Annotated in this window: 25 protein-coding genes; 8 read left to right on the plus strand and 17 right to left on the minus strand. The window is 60.7% G+C overall.

Features of this window, described 5'->3' with window-relative positions:
* Nucleotides 1-103: 103 nt before the first annotated feature.
* Nucleotides 104-1732 carry an AMP-binding protein gene (locus tag VWY34_RS10315; protein WP_416536245.1) on the minus strand — a complete coding sequence of 543 codons (1629 nt, stop codon included), beginning with the start codon at nucleotides 1730-1732 and terminating at the stop codon, nucleotides 104-106.
* Between the two features lie 137 nt (nucleotides 1733-1869).
* On the opposite strand from VWY34_RS10315, the gene VWY34_RS10320 reads away from it, so the two are divergent.
* Nucleotides 1870-2535, plus strand: coding sequence for a sulfotransferase family 2 domain-containing protein (locus tag VWY34_RS10320; protein WP_340546302.1), 666 nt, complete (start codon nucleotides 1870-1872; stop codon nucleotides 2533-2535).
* A gap of 175 nt (nucleotides 2536-2710) precedes the next feature.
* Nucleotides 2711-3400 carry a Hint domain-containing protein gene (locus VWY34_RS10325; protein ID WP_416544774.1) on the plus strand — a complete coding sequence of 230 codons (690 nt, stop codon included), beginning with the start codon at nucleotides 2711-2713 and terminating at the stop codon, nucleotides 3398-3400.
* A 158-nt stretch (nucleotides 3401-3558) separates the two neighbouring features.
* Here the strand turns inward: VWY34_RS10325 and VWY34_RS10330 are convergent, their stop codons facing one another.
* The 8 genes from VWY34_RS10330 to VWY34_RS10365 all read right to left on the minus strand — a co-directional run bounded on the left by VWY34_RS10330 (nucleotide 3559) and on the right by VWY34_RS10365 (nucleotide 12511).
* On the minus strand, nucleotides 3559-5760 hold the full coding sequence (locus tag VWY34_RS10330) for a 3-hydroxyacyl-CoA dehydrogenase NAD-binding domain-containing protein (protein ID WP_416544775.1): 2202 nt from the start codon (nucleotides 5758-5760) through the stop codon (nucleotides 3559-3561).
* A 23-nt stretch (nucleotides 5761-5783) separates the two neighbouring features.
* Nucleotides 5784-6995 (minus strand): acetyl-CoA C-acetyltransferase, encoded by a 1212-nt coding sequence (locus tag VWY34_RS10335; RefSeq protein WP_416536237.1) that lies wholly within the window; start codon nucleotides 6993-6995, stop codon nucleotides 5784-5786.
* Nucleotides 6996-7005: 10 nt separating this feature from the next.
* Nucleotides 7006-7644 carry a glutathione S-transferase family protein gene (locus VWY34_RS10340; protein ID WP_416544776.1) on the minus strand — a complete coding sequence of 213 codons (639 nt, stop codon included), beginning with the start codon at nucleotides 7642-7644 and terminating at the stop codon, nucleotides 7006-7008.
* A gap of 281 nt (nucleotides 7645-7925) precedes the next feature.
* The gene (locus VWY34_RS10345; RefSeq protein ID WP_416544230.1) at nucleotides 7926-9077 is read right to left on the minus strand and encodes an acyl-CoA dehydrogenase family protein; all 1152 of its coding nucleotides are present in this window, start codon (nucleotides 9075-9077) and stop codon (nucleotides 7926-7928) included.
* Nucleotides 9078-9144: 67 nt separating this feature from the next.
* Complete coding sequence (locus VWY34_RS10350) at nucleotides 9145-9357, minus strand: hypothetical protein (protein ID WP_340545272.1); 213 nt, start codon at nucleotides 9355-9357, stop codon at nucleotides 9145-9147.
* A 141-nt stretch (nucleotides 9358-9498) separates the two neighbouring features.
* Nucleotides 9499-11280 carry an acyl-CoA dehydrogenase C-terminal domain-containing protein gene (locus VWY34_RS10355; protein WP_416536231.1) on the minus strand — a complete coding sequence of 594 codons (1782 nt, stop codon included), beginning with the start codon at nucleotides 11278-11280 and terminating at the stop codon, nucleotides 9499-9501.
* A 79-nt stretch (nucleotides 11281-11359) separates the two neighbouring features.
* Complete coding sequence (locus VWY34_RS10360) at nucleotides 11360-11761, minus strand: MerR family transcriptional regulator (protein ID WP_340545274.1); 402 nt, start codon at nucleotides 11759-11761, stop codon at nucleotides 11360-11362.
* Between the two features lie 372 nt (nucleotides 11762-12133).
* Nucleotides 12134-12511, minus strand: coding sequence for a MerR family transcriptional regulator (locus VWY34_RS10365; RefSeq protein WP_340545275.1), 378 nt, complete (start codon nucleotides 12509-12511; stop codon nucleotides 12134-12136).
* Nucleotides 12512-12626: 115 nt separating this feature from the next.
* On the opposite strand from VWY34_RS10365, the gene VWY34_RS10370 reads away from it, so the two are divergent.
* The 3 genes from VWY34_RS10370 to VWY34_RS10380 are packed head-to-tail and all read left to right on the plus strand — an operon-like array spanning nucleotide 12627 to nucleotide 14949.
* Complete coding sequence (locus VWY34_RS10370) at nucleotides 12627-13049, plus strand: PaaI family thioesterase (protein ID WP_340545276.1); 423 nt, start codon at nucleotides 12627-12629, stop codon at nucleotides 13047-13049.
* Nucleotides 13046-13612 (plus strand): PaaI family thioesterase, encoded by a 567-nt coding sequence (locus VWY34_RS10375; RefSeq protein WP_416538614.1) that lies wholly within the window; start codon nucleotides 13046-13048, stop codon nucleotides 13610-13612. The genes VWY34_RS10370 and VWY34_RS10375 overlap by 4 nt, the downstream gene beginning before the upstream one ends.
* A 5-nt stretch (nucleotides 13613-13617) precedes the next feature.
* The gene (locus VWY34_RS10380) at nucleotides 13618-14949 is read left to right on the plus strand and encodes an MATE family efflux transporter (RefSeq protein ID WP_416544231.1); all 1332 of its coding nucleotides are present in this window, start codon (nucleotides 13618-13620) and stop codon (nucleotides 14947-14949) included.
* A 79-nt stretch (nucleotides 14950-15028) separates the two neighbouring features.
* On the opposite strand, the gene arsC is transcribed toward VWY34_RS10380, so the two are convergent.
* The 3 genes from arsC to VWY34_RS10395 are packed head-to-tail and all read right to left on the minus strand — an operon-like array spanning nucleotide 15029 to nucleotide 16760.
* Complete coding sequence (gene arsC / locus VWY34_RS10385) at nucleotides 15029-15370, minus strand: arsenate reductase (glutaredoxin) (protein ID WP_416544232.1); 342 nt, start codon at nucleotides 15368-15370, stop codon at nucleotides 15029-15031.
* Nucleotides 15367-16425: a quinone-dependent dihydroorotate dehydrogenase gene (locus tag VWY34_RS10390; RefSeq protein WP_416544233.1), complete on the minus strand. Its 1059-nt coding sequence runs from the start codon at nucleotides 16423-16425 to the stop codon at nucleotides 15367-15369. The genes arsC and VWY34_RS10390 overlap by 4 nt, the downstream gene beginning before the upstream one ends.
* Nucleotides 16422-16760, minus strand: coding sequence for a DUF952 domain-containing protein (locus tag VWY34_RS10395; RefSeq protein WP_416538616.1), 339 nt, complete (start codon nucleotides 16758-16760; stop codon nucleotides 16422-16424). The genes VWY34_RS10390 and VWY34_RS10395 overlap by 4 nt, the downstream gene beginning before the upstream one ends.
* A gap of 154 nt (nucleotides 16761-16914) precedes the next feature.
* Between VWY34_RS10395 and VWY34_RS10400 the strand changes: the two genes are divergently transcribed.
* On the plus strand, nucleotides 16915-18492 hold the full coding sequence (locus VWY34_RS10400) for a bifunctional metallophosphatase/5'-nucleotidase (protein WP_416544234.1): 1578 nt from the start codon (nucleotides 16915-16917) through the stop codon (nucleotides 18490-18492).
* A gap of 100 nt (nucleotides 18493-18592) precedes the next feature.
* The gene (locus VWY34_RS10405) at nucleotides 18593-18901 is read left to right on the plus strand and encodes a DUF1992 domain-containing protein (protein WP_340545283.1); all 309 of its coding nucleotides are present in this window, start codon (nucleotides 18593-18595) and stop codon (nucleotides 18899-18901) included.
* A gap of 117 nt (nucleotides 18902-19018) precedes the next feature.
* Here VWY34_RS10405 and VWY34_RS10410 read toward each other — a convergent pair whose 3' ends face one another.
* On the minus strand, nucleotides 19019-19510 hold the full coding sequence (locus VWY34_RS10410) for a MarR family winged helix-turn-helix transcriptional regulator (RefSeq protein WP_416536217.1): 492 nt from the start codon (nucleotides 19508-19510) through the stop codon (nucleotides 19019-19021).
* Between the two features lie 163 nt (nucleotides 19511-19673).
* Between VWY34_RS10410 and mnmH the strand changes: the two genes are divergently transcribed.
* Entirely contained in the window at nucleotides 19674-20726 is a 1053-nt protein-coding gene (gene mnmH / locus VWY34_RS10415) for a tRNA 2-selenouridine(34) synthase MnmH (RefSeq protein ID WP_416544235.1), read from the plus strand.
* Between the two features lie 8 nt (nucleotides 20727-20734).
* Here the strand turns inward: mnmH and selD are convergent, their stop codons facing one another.
* The 4 genes from selD to VWY34_RS10435 all read right to left on the minus strand — a co-directional run bounded on the left by selD (nucleotide 20735) and on the right by VWY34_RS10435 (nucleotide 24139).
* A complete protein-coding gene (gene selD / locus VWY34_RS10420) occupies nucleotides 20735-22894 on the minus strand; it encodes a selenide, water dikinase SelD (RefSeq protein WP_416544383.1) in 2160 nt (719 codons plus the stop codon).
* A gap of 91 nt (nucleotides 22895-22985) precedes the next feature.
* Nucleotides 22986-23366, minus strand: coding sequence for a Na+/H+ antiporter subunit G (locus VWY34_RS10425; protein ID WP_340545286.1), 381 nt, complete (start codon nucleotides 23364-23366; stop codon nucleotides 22986-22988).
* Between the two features lie 9 nt (nucleotides 23367-23375).
* Nucleotides 23376-23645 (minus strand): K+/H+ antiporter subunit F, encoded by a 270-nt coding sequence (locus VWY34_RS10430; protein ID WP_014874349.1) that lies wholly within the window; start codon nucleotides 23643-23645, stop codon nucleotides 23376-23378.
* Nucleotides 23642-24139, minus strand: coding sequence for a Na+/H+ antiporter subunit E (locus VWY34_RS10435; protein WP_416544236.1), 498 nt, complete (start codon nucleotides 24137-24139; stop codon nucleotides 23642-23644). Before VWY34_RS10435 ends, VWY34_RS10430 begins: the two co-directional genes overlap by 4 nt.
* Between the last annotated feature and the right edge of the window lies 1 nt (nucleotide 24140).

The following is a 24140-nucleotide window of genomic DNA, read 5'->3' on the forward strand; positions in this document are numbered from 1 at the left end:
CGCGTCCTCACCGTCGATTGTTCACAGATCAAATAGCACGCAGCCCCCAGCGTCAGCAATTGACTTTGCGGCAGTTCGCGCCTGCTTTGGTCAGGAAACCGGGTCAGAGAGCCTTGGCCTGCTGGCGCAGTTCGAATTTCTGGATCTTTCCGGTCGATGTCTTGGGAAGTTCTTGGAAAATCACCTGTTTTGGCGCTTTGAAACCGGCCAGCGTTTCGCGCGCAAAGCGGATCAGTTCGGCAGGATCAACCTCCGCGCCAGGCTTCAACTCGACAAAAGCACAAGGCACTTCGCCCCATTTTTCGTCAGGTTTGGCAACCACCGCGGCTAGGTTCACATCGGGGTGCCCCATCAGCACGCCCTCAACCTCCACCGAGGAGATATTCTCGCCGCCGGAGATGATGATATCCTTGGCGCGGTCGGCGATCTGGATATAGCCATCGGGATGCTGCACGGCGATATCGCCGGAATGGAAATACCCCCCCTGAAAGGCCTCGGCGGTGGCTTCGGGGTTCTTCAGATATCCCTTCATGACCGAATTGCCGCGCATCACGATCTCACCCTGATCCTGACCGTTCATCGGAATCTGCTGCATATCGTCGGACATGACCGTAATGTGATCCATCATCGGGAAGGCCACGCCCTGACGCGCCTTGATCGCGGCCCGGCCCTGCTGGTCCAGTGTGTCCCAGCTGCCGCCTTTCCACAGGCATTCGGTGACGTGGCCATATGTTTCCGTCAGCCCGTAGACCTGCGTGACATGAAAGCCGATAGCCTCGATCTTTTGCAGGGTGGCCGGGGCGGGCGGGGCGCCGGCGGTGAAGACCTCGACCGTGTGATCAAAGCTGCGCCGGTCCTCTTCGGGTGCGTTCACCAGCATATTGAGCACAATTGGCGCACCGCCGAAATGGGTCACCCCTTCGTCGGCAATCGCATCGTAGATCGCGGGCGCGGTGATATCGCGACAGCACACCAGGGTGCCACCTAGAACCGGCATCATCCAGGTGTGGTTCCAGCCGTTGCAGTGAAACAGTGGTACAATGGCAAGGTATTTCGGCTGCATCACCATGCGCCAGGAAATCACCGTGCCCATGGTCATCAGATAGGCGCCACGGTGATGGTAGACCACGCCTTTCGGGCGGCCCGTGGTGCCGGAGGTGTAGTTGAGCGCAAGGCTTTCCCATTCGTCCTGCGGCATGATCCAGTCGAAATCATGGGAGGCAGCGGCCAAAACATGCTCGTAGACCGGGTGCCGACCGGACGCCGGATAGGCTGCCTGATCATCCGGGACCTCAATGATCAGCGGTCCCGGGCCGTCGCAGGCTGCTTTGGCCTCTTCGGCGAGTGGCAGGAACTGGCTGTCGACCAGCACGACCTTGGCCTCTCCGTGGTCGAAAATATAGGCGACCGTGCTGACGTCGAGACGTGTGTTGATCGTGTTGAGAACGGCACCGCAGGCAGGCACGCCAAAATGGGCTTCGGCCTGGGCCGGCAGGTTGGGGATCAAGGTCGCCACCACGTCGCCGGGGCGGACGCCCATTCCCGCAAGCGCCGAGGCCAGCCGCGTGCAGCGATCATAATAGGCCGCATAGGTCTTGCGATGGCTGCCGTAGATGACGGCAGGGACATCGGCAAACACATGCGCGGCCCGGCGCAGATGTGACAGCGGCGTCAGCGGCACATAGTTGGCGGCGGTTTTCTCCAGTCCCGACTCGTCCGACATCCAACCCATTTCGACCCCTCCAAGATGATTCATGCGACGTGGTTGCAAGATATTGCGCAAAGTTGCCCCCAATGAAAGGCGTAAGACATTTTTGTCTGACAGGGCCGAGGTTTCCATTGGTCTTCAAACCGCTTAGCCTGCCTGTCATGATCTTGTCGCCTGGCCGTTCCTATGTCTTTGTACATATCCCCAAGACCGGGGGCACCGCGCTGTCCCTCGCGCTGGAAGCGCGGGCCATGGCAGATGATCTCATGCTCGGCGACACGCCCAAGGCCAGCAAGCGGCGGCGACGCCTCAGAGACGCTAAAACCCGGGGCCGATTGTGGAAACACTCAACTCTTGCCGATATCGACGGTCTGGTGCCCGAGGCGCAGCTGCGCGGTCTCTTTGCCTTTACGCTGGTACGGAACCCGTTTGATCGGGTGCTGAGCCTCTATCACTGGCTGCGCGAGCAAAGCTTTGATCACCCCTCGGTCGCCCTGGCCAAAGCGTTGGCATTTCCCGATTTTGCCAGCGATCCCCGGATGCTTGCAGCGTTTCGTGCACATCCGGCGCGGTCATATATGCGGCGCGCGGATGGGGGCGAACAATGCGACTGCTATATCCGCCTGGAACATTTCGCATGCGATGCGGCCCCGCTCTTTGATCACCTGGGTTTTGAGCTGCAGCTGCCACGGGCCAATGTCTCAGACCGTCCCAGAGGCTGGCAGGACGCCTATACCGACGCGGCCCGCGCGGCGGTGGCTCAGGCCTGCGAGGCGGATCTTGCCCAGTTTGAATACTCTTTTAACGATTCACCGATAGACCAGTAGTCGAGAGATGGAATCACATGGGACGACGCAGGGTCCGAAGTCTTCGCCAAAATGGCGCATCTTCGATCCGCGACCATGATAATCTCTCCCGTGGGCGCGCCAGTGGCCGCCTATCGGACGGGTAACGTGACGGGTCATGCAGAACGTATGGCTGCCTTGGTGAAAGGGAAAACCGATGCTGGATTGGCTGCTGAAACGCAAGCTCTCTCCGATGGCCGAGGCTCTGGCAACAGAGTACCCGTTGGTCGCAGCCGGGCAGGGCGGGATCCTGTCGGGCACCCTTGTGGCCTCACATCTTGGCTGGCGCCCGATTGAGGCTCTGGCCGTAGGCGATATGGTCCTGACCTTCGACCATGGGATGCAGCCCATTGTCGATATCCACCGCGAAACTATCCTGCTTTCCAGCGGTGGACCCAATCCGCTGACATGCCCGGTTCATATTCCGCAGGATGCGCTGAACAATCGCGCGCCGCTCTGGGTGATGCCGAACCAGGGGATCCTGATCGAGAGCGATCTTGCCTGTGATGGGCAGGGCGATCCGTTTGTTGTCGTACCCGCCTGCGCGCTGGAAGGGTACCGCGGCATTGGCCGGGTCGAGCCTGACACACGGGTCGAGATCGTGGTGCCACGGTTTGCACAGGATGAGGTCATCTATCTGGAGGCGGGTCTGCTGAGCTTTAGCGTGTCACCGCGTGACATTCTGTCGTTCGACACCAGCGCCTATGCCGAGCTTTATCGGGTTCTGGACCCCGACGCTGCCCGCGAACTGGTGATCGACATGATCACCGAGGAAAGCGTCTGGGCCAATACATTGCCGATGGGTCCTGGTGGGCATGGTGCTGCGGAATACGCAGCGATGGTCTAGACCGCGCTGCAATCCAACAAGTGAAAACAGAGACAGAACCGTCACCATATCGGAGGCGGTTTTTATTTTTCATAACCACTTAGGCGGCTTTCCTGATGTGAAAAAAGCGGCACCCGGAGGCGCCGCTTTCAGAGCTTTCAGACGTCATCTGACCTCAATCAGGCGGCCTTTTCGGCCTCCGGGCTGAACCGGCCATAGAAAGTCTGGCCTTTCTCAGCCATCTCGCGCAGCAGCGGCGGACAGGTGAAACGTTCGCCATATTTCGCGGTCAGCTGGTCGCAGCGCTCGGCAGCATATGGCGTGCCGATGATGTCCAGCCAGCTCAGCGGGCCACCGGACCAGGGCGCAAAGCCCCAGGCCAGGATCGCGCCAACATCCCCTTCGCGAATGTCCATCAGAACACCTTCTTCCAGCGCGCGCACGGCTTCCAGGACCTGTGCAAACATCAGGCGTTCCTGGACCTCGATCAGGTCCGGCTGTTCCTCGGCCAGCGGGTATTTCTCCTGCATGCCCTTCCAGTAACCCTGCCGCTTGCCCTTGTCGTCATAGTCGAAGAAACCAGCGTTGGACTTGCGCCCCAGACGGCCCTGTTCTTCCATCCAGAAGATCAGATCATCCGCAGCACTTTCGGGATAAGCATCGCCCATTGCCGCCTTGGTGGCGCGAGCGATCTTGGCACCGAGGTCAATCGAGGTCTCATCGGTCAGTTGGATCGGACCGACCGGGAAGCCCAACTGGCGTGCGGCATTGTCGATCAACGCAGGGGCAACGCCCTCGGTGATCATCCGTGCGCCTTCGTTCACGTAGGGGATGATGCAACGGTTGCAGTAGAAAAACCGGGCATCATTGACCACGATCGGAGTCTTGCGGATCTGGCGCACGTAGTCCAGCGCCTTGGCCACTGCGCGGTCGCCGGTTTTCTCACCCTTGATGATCTCCACCAGGAACATTTTTTCCACCGGTGAGAAGAAGTGAATGCCGATGAACTGCTCCGGGCGCACCGAGGCCTCGGCCAGACCGGTGATCGGCAGCGTCGAGGTGTTGGAGGCAAAGATGCAATCGTCGGGGATGATCGCCTCGACCTTCTTGGTCATCTCCGCCTTGACGCCGGGATCCTCAAAGACCGCTTCGATGATCAGATCGCAGCCCTTGAGATGGTCCAGATCAGGGGTTGCGGTGATGCGTGACAGCATCGCCTCTTTCTTGTCGGCCGTGACTTTGCCGCGCTTGATGCCCTTGTCGAGATAGCTTTCGGTATAGGTCTTGCCCTTGTCGGCGGCGGCTTGATCACGGTCGATCAGAACAACCTCCATTCCGGCCTGAGCGGAGACCAGCGCGATACCGGCCCCCATCATGCCAGCGCCCAGAACGCCGATTTTCTTGACCGACTGATCCTCGATGCCCGCCGGGCGCACAGCGCCTTTTTCCAGCGCTTCCTTGTTGAGGAAGAGCGAACGGATCATCGCCTCGGACGAAGGGTTCATCAGCACATGGGTGAACCAGCGCGCCTCAATCTTCAGCGCGGTGTCAAAGGGCACGAGCGCGCCTTCATAGACCGCACTCAGCAGCGCTTTGGCTGCCGGGAAGGCGCCAAATGTTTTGCCATGCACCATGGCTGCTGCACCAAGGAAGGTCATGAAGCCCGCAGGATGATAGGGCGCGCCACCGGGCATCTTGTAACCCTTGGCATCCCAGGGTTTGACGATATCGGCGTCTTTTGCCTCCAGAACCCAGGCGCGTGCGGCGGCCAGCGGATCCTCGACCACTTCGTCGATGATGCCTGCGGCCTTGGCTTTTTGGGGATCGACCAGCTTGCCTTCCAGAAGGAAGGGCGCAGCGTTCATTGCACCCATCTTGCGTACCAGACGGGTGGTGCCGCCTGCACCGGGGAAGATGCCGACCATGATCTCCGGCAGGCCGATTTTGGCCTTGGGGTTGTCAGCCGCAAAGATGCGATGCGTCGACAGCGGCAGTTCCAGACCAATGCCAACAGCTGTGCCGGGCAGGGCTGCTGCCACGGGTTTGCCACCCTTGTTGGTTTTCGGATCCATGCCGGCCCGTTCGATCTTGCGCAGACCGTGGTGCATTTTCATGATGCCTTCGAACAGACCACGGGCGGGTTCGTCACCGGCATCCTCTTTCATCTTGGCCAGCACATTGAGATCCATGCCGCCGGCAAAGTCTTTTTTGCCCGAGGTGATGACGATGCCCTTGACGGCATCATCTGCCAGCGCGTCGTCAACCAGCCCGTCGAGGTCTAGCATCGCCTGACCGTTCAGAACGTTCATGCTTTTGCCGGGGCAGTCCCAGGTGATGATGGCGACGCCGTCGGCGTCTTTTTTCATTGTGAAATCAGACATATCTTAGTCTCCTGTCGCCTGGGTTACACGCGTTCGATGATGGTGGCCGCGCCCATGCCGGACCCGATGCAGAGTGTCGCAAGACCGGTTTCGCGGTCGCTGCGCTCCAGCTCATCCAGCAGTGCGCCGAGGATCATGGCGCCGGTCGCACCAAGTGGGTGGCCCATAGCAATCGAGCCGCCATTGACGTTCACCTTGTCATGGTCGACGCCAAAGGCCTGCTCGAACCGCATGACGACGCTGGCAAAGGCCTCGTTGACCTCAAAGAGGTCGATGTCACCAATCTCCATGCCATTGTCGCGCAGGATCTTCTCGGTGACGGGCACGGGGCCGGTCAGCATGATGGTGGGGTCGGTGCCGATCTTGGCTGTGGCCTTGATACGGGCGCGCGGTTTCAGGCCCATCGCCTCGCCGAACTCCTTGTCGCCAATCAGTACGGCAGCGGCGCCATCCACGATACCGGAAGAGTTGCCCGCGTGGTGGATGTGATTGATCCGCTCCAGATGCGGGTATTTTAGCATCGCGATCTTGTCGAAGCCGGGCATTTGCTCACCCATCATCTGGAACGAGGGGTTCAGACCGCCGAGCGACTGCATGTCGGTGCCGGGTCGCATGTATTCATCGTGATCGAGAATGGTCAGCCCGTTGATATCGCGCACCGGGACAACGCTGCGCGCAAAACGCTTGTCGTCCCAGGCCGCCTTCGCCCGGCGCTGGGATTCCACCGCCATGGCATCGGCATCATCACGCGAGAAACCATACTCGGTGGCGATGATATCTGCCGAGATCCCCTGGGGCACAAAGTAGTTCTCGATGGCAATCGCCGGATCAACAGCAATGGCACCGCCGTCCATGCCCATGGGGACACGGCTCATGGATTCCACACCGCCGGCGATGTAGGCATGACCAGCACGTCCCCGCACCTGGTTGGCGGCCATGTTGACGGCTTCCAGACCCGAGGCGCAGAAGCGGTTGATCGACACGCCGGGGATCGATTCATCCAGATCAGAGGCCAGAACAGCGGTCCGCGCCAAGCAGGCGCCCTGTTCGCCAACCTGGGTCACATTGCCCCAGATCACGTCCTCGACTGCGTGGCCTTCCAGATTGTTGCGCTCCTTCAGAGCGTTGAGCGCCACCGCAGAGAGACGCGCGGCCGTTACTTCATGCAAGGATCCATCCTTGCGGCCTTTGCCACGCGGGGTGCGCACGGCGTCGTAAATATAGGCTTCGGTCATATCAGTCTCCTCAGGCTCGGTCCGACGGGTTGCCGGGCATTAGGTCGTAGGGGGCTTTCCAGCCCGGTTGTGCGCTCAGCCGCGAGAGCCAAGCGTCAATATGGGGCCATTCGGCTCGATCAAAGCCGAAGGGTTCGGGGTAATAGAGATAGGAGCAGCAGGTCAGATCGGCATTGGTCAGCCCATCGCCGACAATCCAGCTTCGCCCCTCAAGATGTTTGTCCAGGATCGCGTAGGCGCCTCGCAGACGGCCCTGAAGGAAGGCGATGACCTCCTGCGGGCGTTTGTCTTCGGGCAGGAAATTCATCAGGAACCGGCACAAGCCTGCGTTTGAGGACAATTTGTGATTGTCCCATAGCTGCCAGCGCAGGATCTCGCGCTTTTCCTCGGCAGTGACGCCGCCGAACCGGCCATAAGTGTCCGACAGATACTGCTGGATCACCCCGGATTGGCTGAGTGTCAGATCGCCATCCACCAGCACCGGGCATTCTCCCATGTCGTTGATATCTCGACGGAAGGCATCACCCCGGGTGGTGCCGCTGAAAAAATCCACAAACACCGGCTCCCAGTCGATCCCGGCCAGTTCAAGAGCCAGGGCGGCCTTATAGGAATGGCCGCTTTCACCGAAACAATGCAGTTTGAGTGTCATATGTTGCTCCCTGTGTCTGCTGGCGGAGCGGGGGTTTCACACCCCCGCACCCCCGTGGAGTATTTCTGGAAAGATGACGGAACCTTCACTCCGTATTAAGGTAGATGGCGTCAGCATGGTCCTGCGGAACAGGCTGGAGAGCCGATGACCGTGAAAGGTGACGGCGCGCCGACCCATTAGGCGGAGAGCTCGGGGGGAGGCGCGTCTCATCCTGTCATCTTTCCCCAAATACTCCCGCCGGAGGCTTCCGGCATCCGCGTCTATATGTGCAGCCCGAAGCCTCACAGGGACCTCGCGATCAATTCCTTCATGATCTCATTGGTGCCGCCATAGATGCGCTGAACGCGGGCATCTGCCCACATCTCGGCCACGGCATATTCCTGCATGAACCCGTAGCCGCCATGCAGCTGGACACATTCGTCGAGCACCTCACCCTGGGTATCGGTGATCCAGTATTTGGCCATCGCCGCCTTTTCCACGGTCAGCTTGCCCTGCAGATGTTCGACCATACATTCATCAAGGAAAGCACGGGCAACCTTTGTTTTTGTCTGGCATTCGACCAGTTTGAACCGGGTGTTCTGAAACTGCGTCAGCGGCCCGCCAAAGGCCTCGCGCTCCTTGCAATAGGCGACCGTGCGTTCAACCGCCCCTTCCATGGCACCGACGGCGCCACAGGCGATGATCAGCCGTTCCTGCGGCAGCTGCTGCATCATCTGGTAGAAGCCCTGACCCTCGGCGCCGCCGAGGATGTTTTCCGGCGCAATCTCGACATTGTCGAAGAAGAGTTCCGAGGTATCTGCGGCATGGCAGCCGATCTTGTCGAGGTTGCGGCCGCGGCTGAAACCCTCTGCGCCATCGGTCTCAACCGCCACCAGCGAGATGCCCTTGGATCCTTCGGTGGGGTCGGTCTTGGCCGCCACCAGGATCAGATTGGCGTGCTGGCCATTGGTGATGAAGGTTTTCTGACCGCTCAGCCGGTAGGCGTTGCCATCTTTGACCGCTTTTGTCTTGATCCGCTGCACGTCGGAGCCGGTGGAGGGTTCGGTCATCGCCAGAGCGCCGACCAGCTCGCCGGTGATCATCCTGGGCAGCCAGCGCTGTTTCTGCTCTTCGGTCCCATAGGCCAGCACGTAATGGGCGACGATGCCGGAATGGATCCCGTGGCCCCAGCTGGCGAGATTGGCGCGGCTGCCTTCGATCAGGATTGCGGCTTCATGGCCAAAATCACCACCGACGCCGCCGTATTCTTCCGGTACGGAGGGGCAGAGCAGGCCAAGGGCGCCAGCTTCATTCCAGGTGGAGCGATCCATCATGCCTTGCTTGCGCCAGGTCTCGAATTTCGGCGCCCATTCGCGGGTGATGAACTGGGCGGTCATATCCGCCAGCATCTGATGCTCTTCGGTCATCCAGCTGGATTTTTGCTCTGCGCTCATGGGGCTCCCCTTTGGTGGCTGTCTCGTGCCTTGTGGCATCTGTTTTCTTTGGACGGTGTGGGCCGGCCTATTTCTTGCGGTCCTCAAGCTCGGCATTGAAGAGCCGCAGCCGGTGGGTGAGGTTGTCGCGATCTGTGACGCTGTCGAAATTCTCAAACAGGAAGGAGAGGGCTTCGCCTTCGTCGAGGCCGGCCTCCTGCGAAAATCGGCGCAAGCGGCGATAGCCGTCTTCGGTCATGGCAACCGGCAGGCGGCGCGTGAGGCGAAAGCGTTTGGGCATTGTCTCTCCTCCGATTGCGACGCCCTGGTTCTGGCGCCCCGGATGGCCCGGATCGCCTGTTATCCTGCCGCCCCGATGATCAGACGGGGGCGGTGTCGGAGACCCTCACGAAAAGGGGCCCCGAGGTGATCAAACTGCGCTTCAGAACTGGTCTGCCGCCAGTGCCATCACCGTGTCGCCGCCGGTCTGGATACGGCTGAGGTGCAGCGCCGTCGCAGGCAGCCTGCGTGCCATGTAATACCGCCCGGTCGCGATTTTTGTCTCGTAGAACGCGGCGTCAGAAGACCCGGCGTCAAGCTCTGCCTGTGCCGCCTTGGCCATCTCCGCCCACATCAGGCCGAGGCAGACGTGACCAAACATGTGCATGAAGTCATAAGACCCAGACAGCGCATTGTTCGGGTTGGTCATGCCGTTTTGCATGAAATACATGCCAGCGGCCTGAAGGTCCTTCGACGCGGCTTTCAGAGGGTCGATGAACTCCTTGCTGTAAGCGTCGGAGATGTCTCCGTTTTCTTTGCAGAAATTCTTCACCATCTCGAAGAAGGCCATGACATGTTTGCCGCCATCCTGCGCCAGCTTGCGGCCGACCAGATCCAGCGCCTGAACGCCATTGGCGCCTTCGTAGATCATCGCGATCCGGGCATCGCGGGTGTATTGCGACATGCCCCATTCTTCGATGTAGCCGTGACCGCCGTAGATCTGCTGTGCCTGAACGGTCATGTCATAACCCTGATCGGTCAGGAAGCCTTTGATGACCGGTGTCAGCAGCGAGATCAGCCCGTCGGCATTCTTATCCTCGGCGCGATGCGCCTGGTCGATCATCTTTGCGCCCCAGAGGATGAATGCGCGCGCGCCCTCGGCAAAGCTTTTCTGATCCATCAGGTTGCGGCGGATGTCCGGGTGGACGATCAGCGGGTCTGCCGGGCCTTCCGGGTTCTTGGCTCCGGTCACGTCGCGACCCTGAAGACGGTCCTTGGCATATTCCAAGGCGTTCTGATAGGCGGCGTCGGCCTGAGCCAGACCCTGCATGCCAACGCCGAGGCGGGCTTCGTTCATCATCGTGAACATGGCGCGCATGCCCTTGTGCTCGGTGCCGAGCAGGTAGCCGGTTGCGCTGTCGTAGTTCATCACACAGGTCGAGTTGCCGTGGATGCCCATCTTTTCTTCGATCTTGCCAACGGAGACACCATTGCGTTCGCCGAGCGAGCCGTCCTCGTTCACCATGAACTTCGGCACGATGAAGAGCGACACGCCTTTGATGCCCTCGGGGCCGCCGGGGATCTTGGCCAGCACCAGATGGATGATGTTGTCGGCCATGTCGTGATCGCCGGAGGAGATGAAGATCTTCTGGCCAGTGATCTTGTAGCTGCCGTCATCCTGCGGTTCGGCCTTCGTGCGCATCAGACCCAGATCGGTGCCGCAGTGCGGTTCGGTCAGGTTCATCGTGCCGGTCCATTCGCAGGACACCATTTTCGGCAGATAGGTATCTTTCTGGGCGTCGCTACCATGGGCGAGGATCGCCGACGCGGCGCCATGGGTCAGGCCCTGATACATGGTGAAGGCCTGGTTCGCAGCGGAGAACATCTCGCCCACGGCTGTGCCCATGATATAGGGCATGTTCTGGCCACCGTATTCTTCCGGCATGTCGAGACCGGTCCAGCCGCCTTCCTTGACCTGCTCAAACGCAGCCTTGAACCCGGTCGGTGTGTAGACGACGCCATTTTCAAGGCGGCAGCCTTCGGTATCGCCGACGGTGTTCAGCGGGTGCAGGACTTCGCTGGAGATCTTGCCTGCTTCTTCCAGCACGGCATTGGTGAAATCGGCGTCCAGCTCGTCATAGCCGGGAATGGCGCTTTCAGAGATCTTCAGAACATTGTGAAGAATGAACTGAGTGTCTTTGATCGGGGCGGTGTAACTGGGCATCGCGGTCCTCGCTGTGGTTCTGCGGTGTCTGTCTGGTTGCCTCTCCCATCTTGGGACAGGCAGGCATGGGGGCCGGGATCTATTCCGCGGCTTCTTGTTTGGCGCTCATCGAGGCGATCACACGTTCGCCCCAACGCAGCTGCTCTTTCAGATCATCAATTGCCTCGTTCAGCTCATCGCGCTGCCGCTCCATATCGGCGAGCCGGTCGCAGGCGATGTCATAGGTGCGGGTCAACTGCGTCAGCTGCTGGTCGCCCATATGATAGAGATTCAGAAGTTGCCGGATTTCCTCGAGGCTGAAGCCAAACCGCTTGCCGCGCAGGATCAGCTTGAGCCGGGCCTGGTCGCGTTTGGTAAAGAGGCGTTTCTGACCCTCGCGGATCGGGAACAGCAACTCCTTGGCTTCGTAAAACCGCAATGTACGCGGCGTAACGCCGAACTCATCGCACATCTGGCGGATGGTCTTGGTTTCATCGGTCATCGTCGTAACTCATAACTGCTGGGTTGTGAGACTAAGGTGAGCAGCTTGCCCGTCGTTTACAACAGCAACTTGACGTTGACGTAAGTTGAACGCTGCGTCACTTTCCGAGGTGACGTAGGATCCACCGAGCTGACGCAACGTTACTTCGTTTCGGGTTTGGCTATCAGCCCTTAAAATAGGGCGATCGTTCAAATTACCGATAAAATTATCGGGCTTTTTCGCGTGGATTATGTTCGATTTTTTTGATTGGAACATCCGTCACATGGACGGCAGATCACGTGCTGACGAGCCCGCAGAACGGCAAACGCCCCACCAGTCGGCGGGGCGTTGAGTGTCAAAAGCGGATCCGACCTGACGCTTGGTCGGCGGGAATCAGGCGTCTTGTTTCAGCAGGTTGAGCGTGGTGGCTCGCAGGTCGTGGAGTTCCTGAAGCGCTTCGTCGAGCTGTTCGCGCTGCTTGCGCAGCTCTTCCATCTGGCGGTCGGCCATTTCGACAAAGGCGCGATTTTGAGCCTCATCGCCCTCGTTTTCATAGATCAGCAGCCACTGGCGGATCTCTTCGAGCTGGAAGCCGAACTTGCGTCCCCGCATAATCAGCTTCATCCGGGCCCGCTCGCGGGCACCGTAAAACCGCGACCGGCCTTCGCGATCGGGTTGCAACAATTCGATGTACTCATAGTAGCGAAGCGTGCGCGGGGTCACGTCGAATTCGCTGCACATCTCCTTGAATGACAATTTCTGTTCGGTCATTCCGTATCTCCCTTACCCGCAAACTAAGCACAACCGGCAAAGGGTTCAACCGCCGGGGTTGCTCTTCGGCCAAGGTCTGGCCGATAAAGAGGAAAACATAGGAACGGGGAAGCCCATGGTCGACAAGACGCAGCTCGCGCGACAGTTCATAGAAGCCATCCCGCATGCGCAGGAACTGGGGATGACCCTCACGGAACTGGGGGATGGCACGGCCGAGATCGTGATGCCCTATGATGAGAAACTGATCGGCGACCCGGAAACCGGGGTGATCCACGGTGGCGCGGTGTCGGCGCTGATGGATACCTGCTGCGGCGCGGCGGTGATGTGCCACCCGTCGGCGCCGGGCGGCACCGCCACGATCGACCTGCGTATCGACTACATGCGTGCAGCCACTCCCGGGCAGCGGATCGTGACCCGCGCGACCTGTCATCACATGACCCGCAACGTCGCCTTCGTCCGTGCGACGGCGATGGACGAGGATGAGGCACACCCCGTCGCTACGGCGGTTGGCGCCTTTACCGTGGAGGCAAAATTTTGAGCCGCCCCCGTCCCGAACCCGTTCAGGTGGTGAAGCAGCGGCGCGACGCTGCCCTCGCCGCGCTTGTGGAATCCGTGCCCTATGCGCGTTTTCTCAACATCACGTTTGATCGTCGCGGCGATGAGCTGACGGCGCAGCTAAATTTCGATCACAAGCTGATCGGTAACCCGTTTCTACCCGCCATCCACGGTGGTGTCACAGCGGCCTTTCTGGAGGTGACAGCCGTGATGACCCTGACCTGGGCCAACCTGTGGGAGCGCATCGAAAGCGGCACGCTCGATGTTGAGGAACTGGCCGCAGGTAAATTGCCACGCCAGCCGAAGACCATTGATTTCACAGTGGATTACCTGCGTTCCGGGCTGCCGAGAGATGCCTATGCACGCGCCACCGTGTCCCGGTCCGGCCGGCGCTATGCCTCGGTCCATGTGGCGGCCTGGCAGGATCACAAGGACAAATTGTTCGCCCAGGCCACGGGCCATTTCCTGATGCCGCAGGAGGCGGCAAAACAGGGGGCTGCCGCGCCGGACTTCGTGGCCGATGCCGCGCCTCGGGACAAGGGCTAGAACGCATGTCCACAGCCAGCGCCGAGGTGCCGGAACCGATCAGCCATGCGCGGGTGCTGAAGATTGCGCTGCCGATTGTACTCTCGAATGCGACGGTGCCTATTCTGGGGGCCGTGGATACCGGAGTTGTCGGCCAGATGGGGCAGGCGGCTCCTATTGGGGCGGTGGGCATCGGTGCGGTCATTCTGGCGACGATCTATTGGATCTTCGGTTTTCTGCGGATGGGCACCACGGGTCTCGCCGCGCAGGCCCGCGGGGCTGGAGACTGGGCAGAAACGGGCGCGCTGCTCACCCGGGGGATCCTGCTGGCCTTTGCTGCGGGCCTTGTGTTCATTGTTGGACAGGTCGCGGTGTTCTGGGGGGCCTTTGCGCTGGCCCCTGCCAGTGCCGAGGTCGAGGGGCTGGCGCGGGATTACCTTCAGATTCGCATCTGGGGTGCCCCTGCGACCATCGCGCTATATGCGGTCACTGGTTGGCTGATCGCGGTTGAACGCACACGCGGTGTTTTTGCCCTGCAAATCTGGATGAACGGTCTCAATATTCTGCTGGATCTCTGGTTCGTGCTGGGGCTGGGCTGGGGAGTCGAAGGGGTCGCGGTCGCAACCCTGATCGCGGAATGGAGCGGTCTTGCGCTGGGGCTGTGGCTGTGCCGCGATGCCTTTGCGGGCAGCCAGTGGCGCAACTGGGCCCGTGTGTTCGATCCTGTGCGGCTGAAACGCATGATGCAGGTCAATGGCGATATCATGATCCGCTCGGTGCTGCTGACCGGATCCTTCACGACCTTTCTGTTCATCGGCGCCGATCTGGGCGATGTGACGCTCGCAGCCAATCAGGTGTTGCTGCAATTCGTTGAGATAACGGCCTTTGCGCTCGACGGTTTTGCCTTTTCTGCCGAGGCGCTGGTGGGCAGCGCGGTCGGTGCAAAGGCGCGGATGCAGCTGCGACGCGCAGCGGTGGTGACCAGCCAATGGGGCGTGGGCGGCGCAATCGTACTGGGGCTGCTGTTCTGGCTGGGCGGTGGTTGGCTCATCGATGTCATGTCCACTTCGCCTGAGGTGCGGGCAGCCGGGCGGGATTACCTGATCTGGGCTGCGATATTACCGCTGCTCAGTGTGGCCAGCTATATGTTCGACGGGATTTACATCGGGGCGACCTGGACGCGGGACATGCGGATCGCGATGCTGCAATCGGTGGCGGTCTACGTTGTGGCCCTGTTGGTTCTGGTGCCGCTCCTCGGCAATCACGGGCTTTGGGCGGCATTGATGGTGTTGAACCTAGCGCGAGGTGCGACGCTTGGTCTGCGCTATCCACGGCTCGAAGCGCAGGTCGGCGCATAGATCGGGGCTGGGCTGAAAGAGAGCAGCTGTGTTTCAGATGGCGACTGTTTCAGGCGGCCACTGTTTCTCGCGGCTCCTGTCAGAGAAGTTTTTTCAGCGCTTCGGTAGGACGGCCTATCACGGCTGCTGTTTCCGAAATGGCGATGGGGCGCTCAATCAGGATCGGATGCGCGGCCATCGCCGCGATCAGCGTTGCGTCATCATCCGATGAGCTGAGGTTCTGCTCCTTGAAGGTGGCATCGCCGCTGCGCATCATCTCAATTGCAGTGACACCCAGTTTGGCCTGAACCTCCGCCAGCTCTGCCTCCGAGGGCGCATCTTTCAGATAATGGCGCAGGGTGACCGCTGTTCCGGCCTCCTCAAGCAGGGCAAGGCCCGCACGGGATTTTGAGCAGCGCGGATTGTGCCAGTAGGTGATCATAGCCAGTCCCCGCGTTTGATGCCGACGGCATCTGCGACAGTGTCAAAACCGTCGCGGGCCAGCAGCTGGTCCAGCCCGCGCGCGATCTCTCCGGCCAATGACAGTCCGGCATAGACCATGGCGGTATAAAACTGGACCGCCGATGCGCCGGCGCAGATCTTGGCATAGGCCTGTTCGGCTGTGGAGATGCCGCCCACGCCAATCAGAGGCACCCGACCGTCCAGAAGCTCAGAAAGCTGCGCCAGAACGCGGGTGGATTTCTCAAACAGCGGCGCGCCAGACAGGCCGCCCGTTTCGCCACGATGTGCACTGTTCAGCCCGTCGCGATCAAGCGTTGTATTGGTGGCAATCACCGCATCAATACCGGTTTCAAGCGCCACCTCGGCAATATCCTCGATCCCAGCGCGGTCAAGGTCGGGGGCGATTTTCAGGAACACCGGCACCCGCTGGTCCAGCCCGTCCCGCGTCTCAATCACGCCGCTGAGCAGCGCTGACAGGGCGGCCTTGCCCTGCAGATCGCGCAGTTTCTCGGTGTTGGGCGAGGAGACATTCACCGTCGCAAAATCCAGATGCGCCCCACAATGGGCTAGCACCTTGGCAAAATCGGCAGCGCGGTCGCTGCTGTCCTTGTTGGCCCCAAGATTGAGGCCGATCACAGCATCGCGCGGGCGGGCCGCAAGACGCTGGCCGATCACGCTCATGCCGTCGTTGTTGAAGCCGAACCTGTTGATAGCCGCCTGATCTTCGGTCAGACGAAACAGGCGCGGCTTGGGGTTGCCGGGTTGCGGGCGCGGCGTCGCGGCCCCCACCTCGATAAAGCCGAACCCGGCCTGAGAGAGCGGGCGCAGTGCTTCGGCGTTCTTGTCAAATCCCGCCGCCAAGCCAACCGGATTTGGCAGGGACAGACCGGCGATCTCGGTCGCAAGACGCTGGGAGGTGACCGGGCCGGGGGCGGGCGTCAGCCCCAGTTTCAGCGCCTTGATCGACAAGCCATGGGCGGTCTCCGGGTCGCAGCGATGCAGCGCACCAAGGGTAAGACGTTCAACGAGGCTCACGCCATATCCTCCGGGAATTGATGGGTGCCGTCGACCAGCGGCAGCGGTCTCGCCCAGACCACATCAGTCATGGTCATCTTGCGGTAGAGATGGGGAAACTCGGCGCCGCCCCGCGACACTTCCCAGCGCAGGTCTAGCCCCAGCCGCTCGGCATCGACCGCAATCAGCCAAAGCCCGTCAACTCCGGCAAAATGCTTGGCTGCGGTCTCCTGGGACTGGTCGGCGGTGGAGAAATGAATGTAACCATCGCTCAGATCGATGGGGGCGCCGAGGGTCTCACCCTCTGCCTGAAGGGTGGTCCATTCGTCGGTGCGGAAGATTTTATAGATGAGCATGGCGCGGTGATGCCCTGCGCGCAGAGGTGAATCAAGGCTGAATATGATCGGTCTTGACGCAAAGACAGCACGGCGATGAATTTTTCCCCTTTGACTGCGCCCGCATTTCCCCTCACCATCCGGCAATAGAAAAATAATAAGGGAGTATGTTTCCATGATGACGCGTTTTCTGACGTCTGTTGCCGCGCTTGGCCTGACGGCGGGCGTAGCCGCAGCCGACTACAAGCTGACCATCCTGCACACCAATGACTTTCATTCGCGGTTTGAGCCGATCAGCAAGTATGACAGCGGCTGCCGCGAAGGGGACAATGCCGAGGGCAAGTGCTTTGGCGGATCGGCACGTCTGGTAACTGCGCTGGCGGATGCGCGCGCGCGCAGCAACAACAGCATTCTTGTTGATGGTGGCGACCAGTTTCAGGGCTCGCTCTACTACACCTACTATAAGGGCAAAGTTGCCGCCGAGATGATGAATAAGCTTGGCTATGACGGCATGACCGTCGGCAACCACGAGTTCGATGATGGCCCCGAGGTCCTGCGCGGGTTCATGGATTCGGTTCAGTTTCCGGTTCTGATGTCCAATGCCGATGTCAGCGCTGAGCCTGCCTTGGCCGATGTGCTGAAGAAATCCACCGTGATCGAACGCGGCGGTGAAAAGATCGGCCTGATCGGCCTCACTCCCGAGGATACGCCCGATCTGGCCAGCCCGGGCAAAAACATCACCTTCACCAACCCGGTTGATGCCGTGCAGGGGGAGGTCGACCGGCTGACCGCCGAGGGCGTCAACAAGATCATCGTGCTGAGCCATTCGGGCTATGCCGTGGATCAGCGCGTTGCGGCGGGCACCACGGGTGTGGACGTCATCGTGGGTGGGCACAGCAACACCTATCTTTCCAACACGTCGGAAGATGCTTCAGGGCCATACCCGACCATGGTCAATGATGTGGCCATCGTGCAGGCCTATGCCTATGGCAAGTTCCTGGGTGAGCTGAACGTGACCTTCGATGATGCAGGCAATGTCGTCGAAGCGGTTGGCGAACCTCTGATTATGGATGGCACCGTCACCGAGGATGCGGATACCGTCGCACGCATCGCCGAGCTGGCCAAACCGCTGGACGAGATCCGCAACAAGGTTGTGGCCGAGAGCGCAGAAGCTGTTGACGGCGACCGCGACAATTGCCGTGTTCAGGAATGCCAGATGGGCAACCTGGTGGCCGATGCGATGCTGGACCGAGTGAAGGATCAGGGTGTCAGCATTGCGATTGCCAACTCGGGCGGTATCCGTGCGAGCCTGGAGCCGGGCGAGGTCACGATGGGAGAGGTCCTGACGGTCCTGCCGTTCCAGAACACGCTCTCGACCTTTGAAATCACTGGCGAGGACGTCATCGCGGCCCTGGAAAACGGGGTGAGCCAGGTTGAAGAGGTCAAGGGCCGCTTCCCGCAGGTCGCTGGTCTGAAATTCACCTGGGATCCGTCGGTTGCACCCAATGAGGGCCGCATTCAGGAGGTCATGGTGAGCGAAGGCGACAGCTTCGTGCCGATTGATCCGGCCAAGACCTATGTTGTCGTGACAAACAACTACGTCCGCAATGGCGGTGATGGCTACAAGGTCTTCGCAGGCGACGACAAGAACGCCTATGACTTTGGCCCGGATCTGGCGGATGTCATGGCAGAGTATCTGGTCGAGAACTCCCCCTATAAGCCCTACACCGACGGCCGCATCCGCCAGAAGTGACCGGGCGCAGCTATTGCGCTGCCTCAACAACCCAGACTGGACCGCGCCGTATCTTCGGCGCGGTCTTTGTTTTTCCTGTCAGCTGCGGCATAACACCGTTATGGATCACCCCCTGATTGACCTTATCAACGCGCGTATCCAGAAGGCGGAGGCCGATGGCGCTTTTGACAACCTGTCAGGAGCGGGCAAACCGTTGCCACCGGTTGACGACCCGGAGAATGCGCTGGTCAACCGATTGATCAAGGAGAGCGGCGGTGTGCCGGAGTTCGTCACGCTGTCGCGCACGCTTGCGGTTCTGCGCCAACAGCTTGCCGATACCGGCGACCGTTCAAAACGCCGTGATATCATGAAAGAAATGACAATGCTGGAAGCCCGCATCGACCTCGCGCGCAAGGCCTATGGTCGATAACCAGCGTTGCACGCGATCTGGCTAGGGCGTTGACGGTGCTGTTCGGGTCCTGCGTCGGCAGCTTGTTATCCGCTACTCACCATATGGCTGCCGGGCCGTCTCTGCGCGATAGCGGGGTCAGAATTCCTTCTGCGAGCCTGTTTGCGCGCGGTGCGGAGCGCGGCGCAGCCGGTCGCCGATCTGGGTCGCCTTGGTCAACAATGTGGTGATCTGAACCTGCTCCGCCGGGCTGAGGCCGGTCAGGATTTCGGACTGTAGCGCCTCGACAATCGGCATGGCTTTGTTCAGGAGCGACTGGCCAGCCTCGGTCAGGGTGACAACGCGCGCACGTCTATCAGCTGGAGAAATATCACGCCGGATCAGTCCCTTGGCCTCTAGCCGGTCGATCACTTTTCCAAGCGTTGCGCGGTCATAGGCAATGCGGGCCGCGATTGTTGCCTGATCAACACCGGGTTCGTGGGCCAGGGCGTCAATCGCGGCAAACTGTACCGGTGTCAGGTCGATGTCATTGCGCGCCATATGATCCGCAAACAGGGCAACAGAGATCTGGTGCAACCGCCGGATCAGATGACCGGGGAACTGCAAGGTATCTATCTGTGGCTCTGCCATGTCCTGCCTCCCGCTGGAAAAAGCATCCAGTTCACATCCGGGAACCGGCTGTGATCGGTTTATAGATAGAATTTCAAACGAATCTTTGATCCATAATAAAATGTTTAAGGTATAAAGGGAATGCGACTTTTCCTTGCGCGCGCGGCGCGGTAGATCATCAGACATGGCCCTTCGTTTTACATCGCTATCCGAAATTCTCGATCAAGACTACGATTGTGTCATCGACGTGCGGAGTCCCGCCGAATTTGCTGAGGATCACTGGCCCGGGGCCATAAACCTGCCGGTTCTGGATAATGAAGAACGCGCCGAAGTCGGCACGATCTATGTCCAGCAAAGTCCGTTTCTGGCCCGCAAGGTCGGTGCCGCGAAGGTGTTTCGCAATGCTGCCGACCATATTGAGCAACGGCTGAGCCATCATCCGGGATCCTGGCGCCCGCTGGTCTACTGTTGGCGCGGCGGGCAACGGTCCGGCAGTTTTACCTGGCTGTTGCAGCAGATTGGATGGCGGGCGGATGTGGTCGAGGGCGGCTACCAAAGTTACCGCAGACTGGTCCATGACTATCTCTATAAAGCCGCGTTGCCGCATCGTTTCGTGGCGCTGGATGGCTACACGGGCACCGCAAAAACCGATATCCTCCAGCGTGTTGGACTGCTTGGCGCACAGGTGCTGGACCTTGAGGGGCTGGCACATCATCGCGGCTCGCTGCTGGGCGATCACCCGACCCCGCAGCCCAGCCAGAAGGCGTTTGAATCCGCATTGGCCGGTCAACTGGCACGGATGAATCCGGAACGCCCGGTGCTGGTGGAGGCGGAGTCGAGCAAGATCGGCGCACGGATCATCCCACCGCAGCTCTGGGCGGCCATGAAACGGGCTCCGCGGATCGAGATCCACGCACCCGTGGCGGCGCGATGTCGATACTTGCTGGCGGGTTATGATGATATTCTGTCAAACACGGAGATGCTGCGCGTGCGTCTCGATGGGTTGCGGGCACATCGCTCCAATGCGGTGGTCGATGGCTGGTTGCAGAGGATTGCCGAAGGCGACAAACCGGCGCTGACGGAGGCGCTCATCACGCAGCATTACGACCCCGCCTATGAGACTGCGCGCCGGGCCATCGGTGCCGATGTGATAACCACCCTGGGGGCAACCGACCTGCGGGAGCCCGATCTTGACCGGCTGGCCGCGGATCTGCGTCTTGAGCTGGACCGGCTATAGCCGCGACTTCAGATCAGCGTGATCGCGCCCGCAGAGCCGGTGATATGGCCGATGATCGCGGCCTCAGCTGCGTATCTGCGGAGTTCGGGTAAGAGCGCCTCGGCCTGATCGCGCGGCAGTGCGGCCAGCAGGCCACCGGCAGTCTGCGGATCGAACAGCAGATCCTGTGGCCCGCCGGTGGTTATCTGCGGCAGAAGCGCGGCATTTTCTTCAAAGAGCGAGGACCTGACCCCGCGTGCTGTCAGTGCAGCGGCACCGGGCAGCGCAGGAATTGCCCCGAGGTCCAGTTCAGCTCCAACAGCGGAGGCTTCGCAGATCCCCAGCAGATGGCCCAGCAGGCCAAATCCGGTCACATCGGTCATCGCATGTGCGGCGTGCAGAAGCTCGGCGGTCTTGTCCTGCGACTGGCTCATCGACGTCAATGCCGCGGCGACCCAGGCGCCCTCGGCCTTTCCCGCCATTTCCGCCGCCATGATCACCCCGGTGCCCAGCGGTTTTGTCAGGATCAGGGCGTCACCCGGCTGTGCCCCGGCCAGGGTGATGGGTGCCGCGTCGCATAGTCCGGTCACGGTAAACCCTATGGTCAGCTCGTCTCCCACGGAGGTGTGGCCACCAACGATCTCGGCGCCGGCTTTCCTCAGGATGTCACCGGCGGCAGACATGATTTCATCAAGGGTCCGGGCCTGAAGTTCCGCCGACAGTCGGGGCAGGATCAAGTTGGCGGTCGCGGCCTGCGGCTCGGCGCCCATCGCCCAGATATCGCCAAGCGCATGGACCGCCGCGATACGGGCCATCACCACCGGGTCGGCGGTAAAGGCCCGCAGGTGATCTGTGCTGATCACCTGCCTTTGCCCGCCCGTTATCAGCAGCGCGGCGTCATCACCGGGAAGCGGGGTGATGTCCGTGCGCTGATTATGCGGCTGCGATCGGAGCGTCGCCTTGAGCGTGCGCGCGCCAACCTTGGCACCGCAACCTCCGCACATCGGTTTATGGCCAAGCGCCTCTGGCAGATCATGGGTGTGTTCGGGGGGCAGCGCCGGCTGATCCATCTGCGGCAGATCTCGGAACTGCGCCATGAAGCCCTGATCGATGTGATCTTTCCAGCGCCAGATCCAACCGCCCGAAAAGGTCTGTCCAAAGCGTTCTCCAACAGCGGTTTTGCCGCCCATCGAGATCAGTTTCAGATAGTCTTTCTGCGGGCGGTAGCGGCGCAGCGGATCCCGCGTCAGGCTGGCGCGCAGATTATGATAGAGGATCGGCGCCTGACGCACCGCATAGACCCCGGCCTTCGGACGCGGGTCGGGGCTGAAATGAGCACAGTCGCCGGTAGCAAAGACGCCTTTGCGATTGGTCTGCAAATAGGCATCAACCGAGAGAAACCCATCGTGCAGGTCCAGCCCGGTTCCGTTGAGCCAGGGGTAGGGACGTGCACCCGCAGCCCCGGTTGTGAAATCGGACCGGATTGCGCGGCCGTCCGCCAGCAACACATGAGTGGCCTCGATCTGGGCAATCTTCGCGTGTTCTATCACGGTGACGTCAAGACCGCGCAGCGCAGCGCGCAGCCGGGCGCTGGACTTGGTGCCGGTGTCAGTCAGGATTTCGCTGCGATCAATCAACGTGGCTTGCACCGTCCGGCCCCGGGCCCGCAGCGCATGGGCCATGGCGAGGATCAGCTCCACTCCGGCCACACCGCCACCGATCACCGCAACATGGGCGGCGCTGTCGCCGTGCAGATACGCGGCCCAGCTTTCCGCAAAACGGCCGAGTGGTTTTGCCGGGATCGCATGGTCATCAAATCCCGGCATATCGGGCATGGCAGAGGTGATGCCCAGGTTGATTGCGGCAATGTCATAGGCAATTGGGGGGCGGCCCGAGACATGGACCTCGCGTCTATCGGTGTCGATGTGATCAGCCGCCCCGAGCACCAATCGCGCCCCGGCAAAGCGTGCCAGCTTCACCAGATCAATATCCAACGCCTCGCGCGCGTAATGCCCGGCGACAAAGCCCGGCAACATGCCGGAGTAGGGGGCGGTCGGACCGGGGTTGATCACGGTCAGGCGCGCTCCGGCGAGGGGCCGCATACCCCATTTGCGCAGCACCAGCGCATGGGTGTGGCCGCCGCCGATCAATACCACGTCTTTGGTCAGGGGGAGGGGGGCTGCGTGCATCATCTATGTGTCACCGGGCTGGGCTGGCTCACCCGGACAGGCTCCGCCCCGGATGAAAGACCCCCGCCGGACGGGCGGGGGCGCTGGGAGATCAGACCTCTGGGCCGATCACTTCGTTTTCGGGCAGTTTATGCGTCGCCCATATCTTATCTTTACCTGCGTCTGGCAGGCTGTCTGGCGTGTCGTGCCGGTGGATGTGAACCTTGGCAATGAAATTTGCCGTGATCGGCGCCGTCAGGAACAGAAATAGCGTAATCATCAGCTCATGCACCGACAGGTGGTATTCGTAGACGGCGGCATGGGTCATCGAGGCCAGCAGCACACCGCCAACGCCTAGCGTCGTCGCCTTGGTGGGCGCGTGCAGCCGGGACATGCGGTCGTTGAGCTTCAACAGGCCAAATGATCCCACGATACCGAAGATGCCGCCGATCACGAGAAATCCGGCGATCACGATGTCAAAGAACAGGTCCATGATCTCTCCTCACTCGATGATATTGCCGCGCAGGATGAAGCGCGCATAGGCCACTGTGGACACGAAGCCCAGCATGGCGATGATCATTGCCGCCTCAAAGAAGATCTCGGTTCCCAGCGCCAGCCCATAGAGCACCATCAGCGCGATGGCGTTGATGAACATCGTATCCAGCGCCAGGATCCGGTCGGCGACATCCTCGGCGGAGACAACTTTCCACAGGTTCATCAGCAGCGACAGCGCAAAGCAGACAAACGCAAAGATTGCAGCTGTTTCGATCATTCGAAAATCTCCTTCAGGCGGCGTTCGTAGCGGTCCTTGATCTCGTCGCGCACCGCTTCGGGGTCCGGCGCGTCAAGGCAGTGGACCAGCAGCGCATGACCTTCGGCTGAGAGATCGGCAGAGACGGTCCCCGGTGTCATGGTGATGGTCGCTGCCAGCACCGTGATCGCTTCGGGTGTGCGCAGGTCCAGCGGGATCGTCACCCAATTGGGGTGGCGGCTGGCATTGGATTTGAACAGGACGATCTTGGCCACCACCAGATTGGCCACCACGATATCATAGAGTACGATGAGGATGTAGCCGATGATCTTCACCGGGCCTTTCATCTTCAGCTGTTGGGGCCAGTAGGGCTGTGTCAGGAAGGGGATCAAAACCCCGAGCATGAACCCGAACACCAGCGAGTTGAGCGACCAGCCATTCACCAGCAACAGCCAGGTTGCGGTCAGCACCAGTGTCAGGATCGGGTGTGGCAGTACGCGGCGCATCAGCTTCATT

It is taken from the genome of Phaeobacter sp. JH20_02, from assembly GCF_048056915.1.
In the GTDB taxonomy this organism is placed as follows: Bacteria; Pseudomonadota; Alphaproteobacteria; order Rhodobacterales; family Rhodobacteraceae; genus Phaeobacter; species Phaeobacter bryozoorum.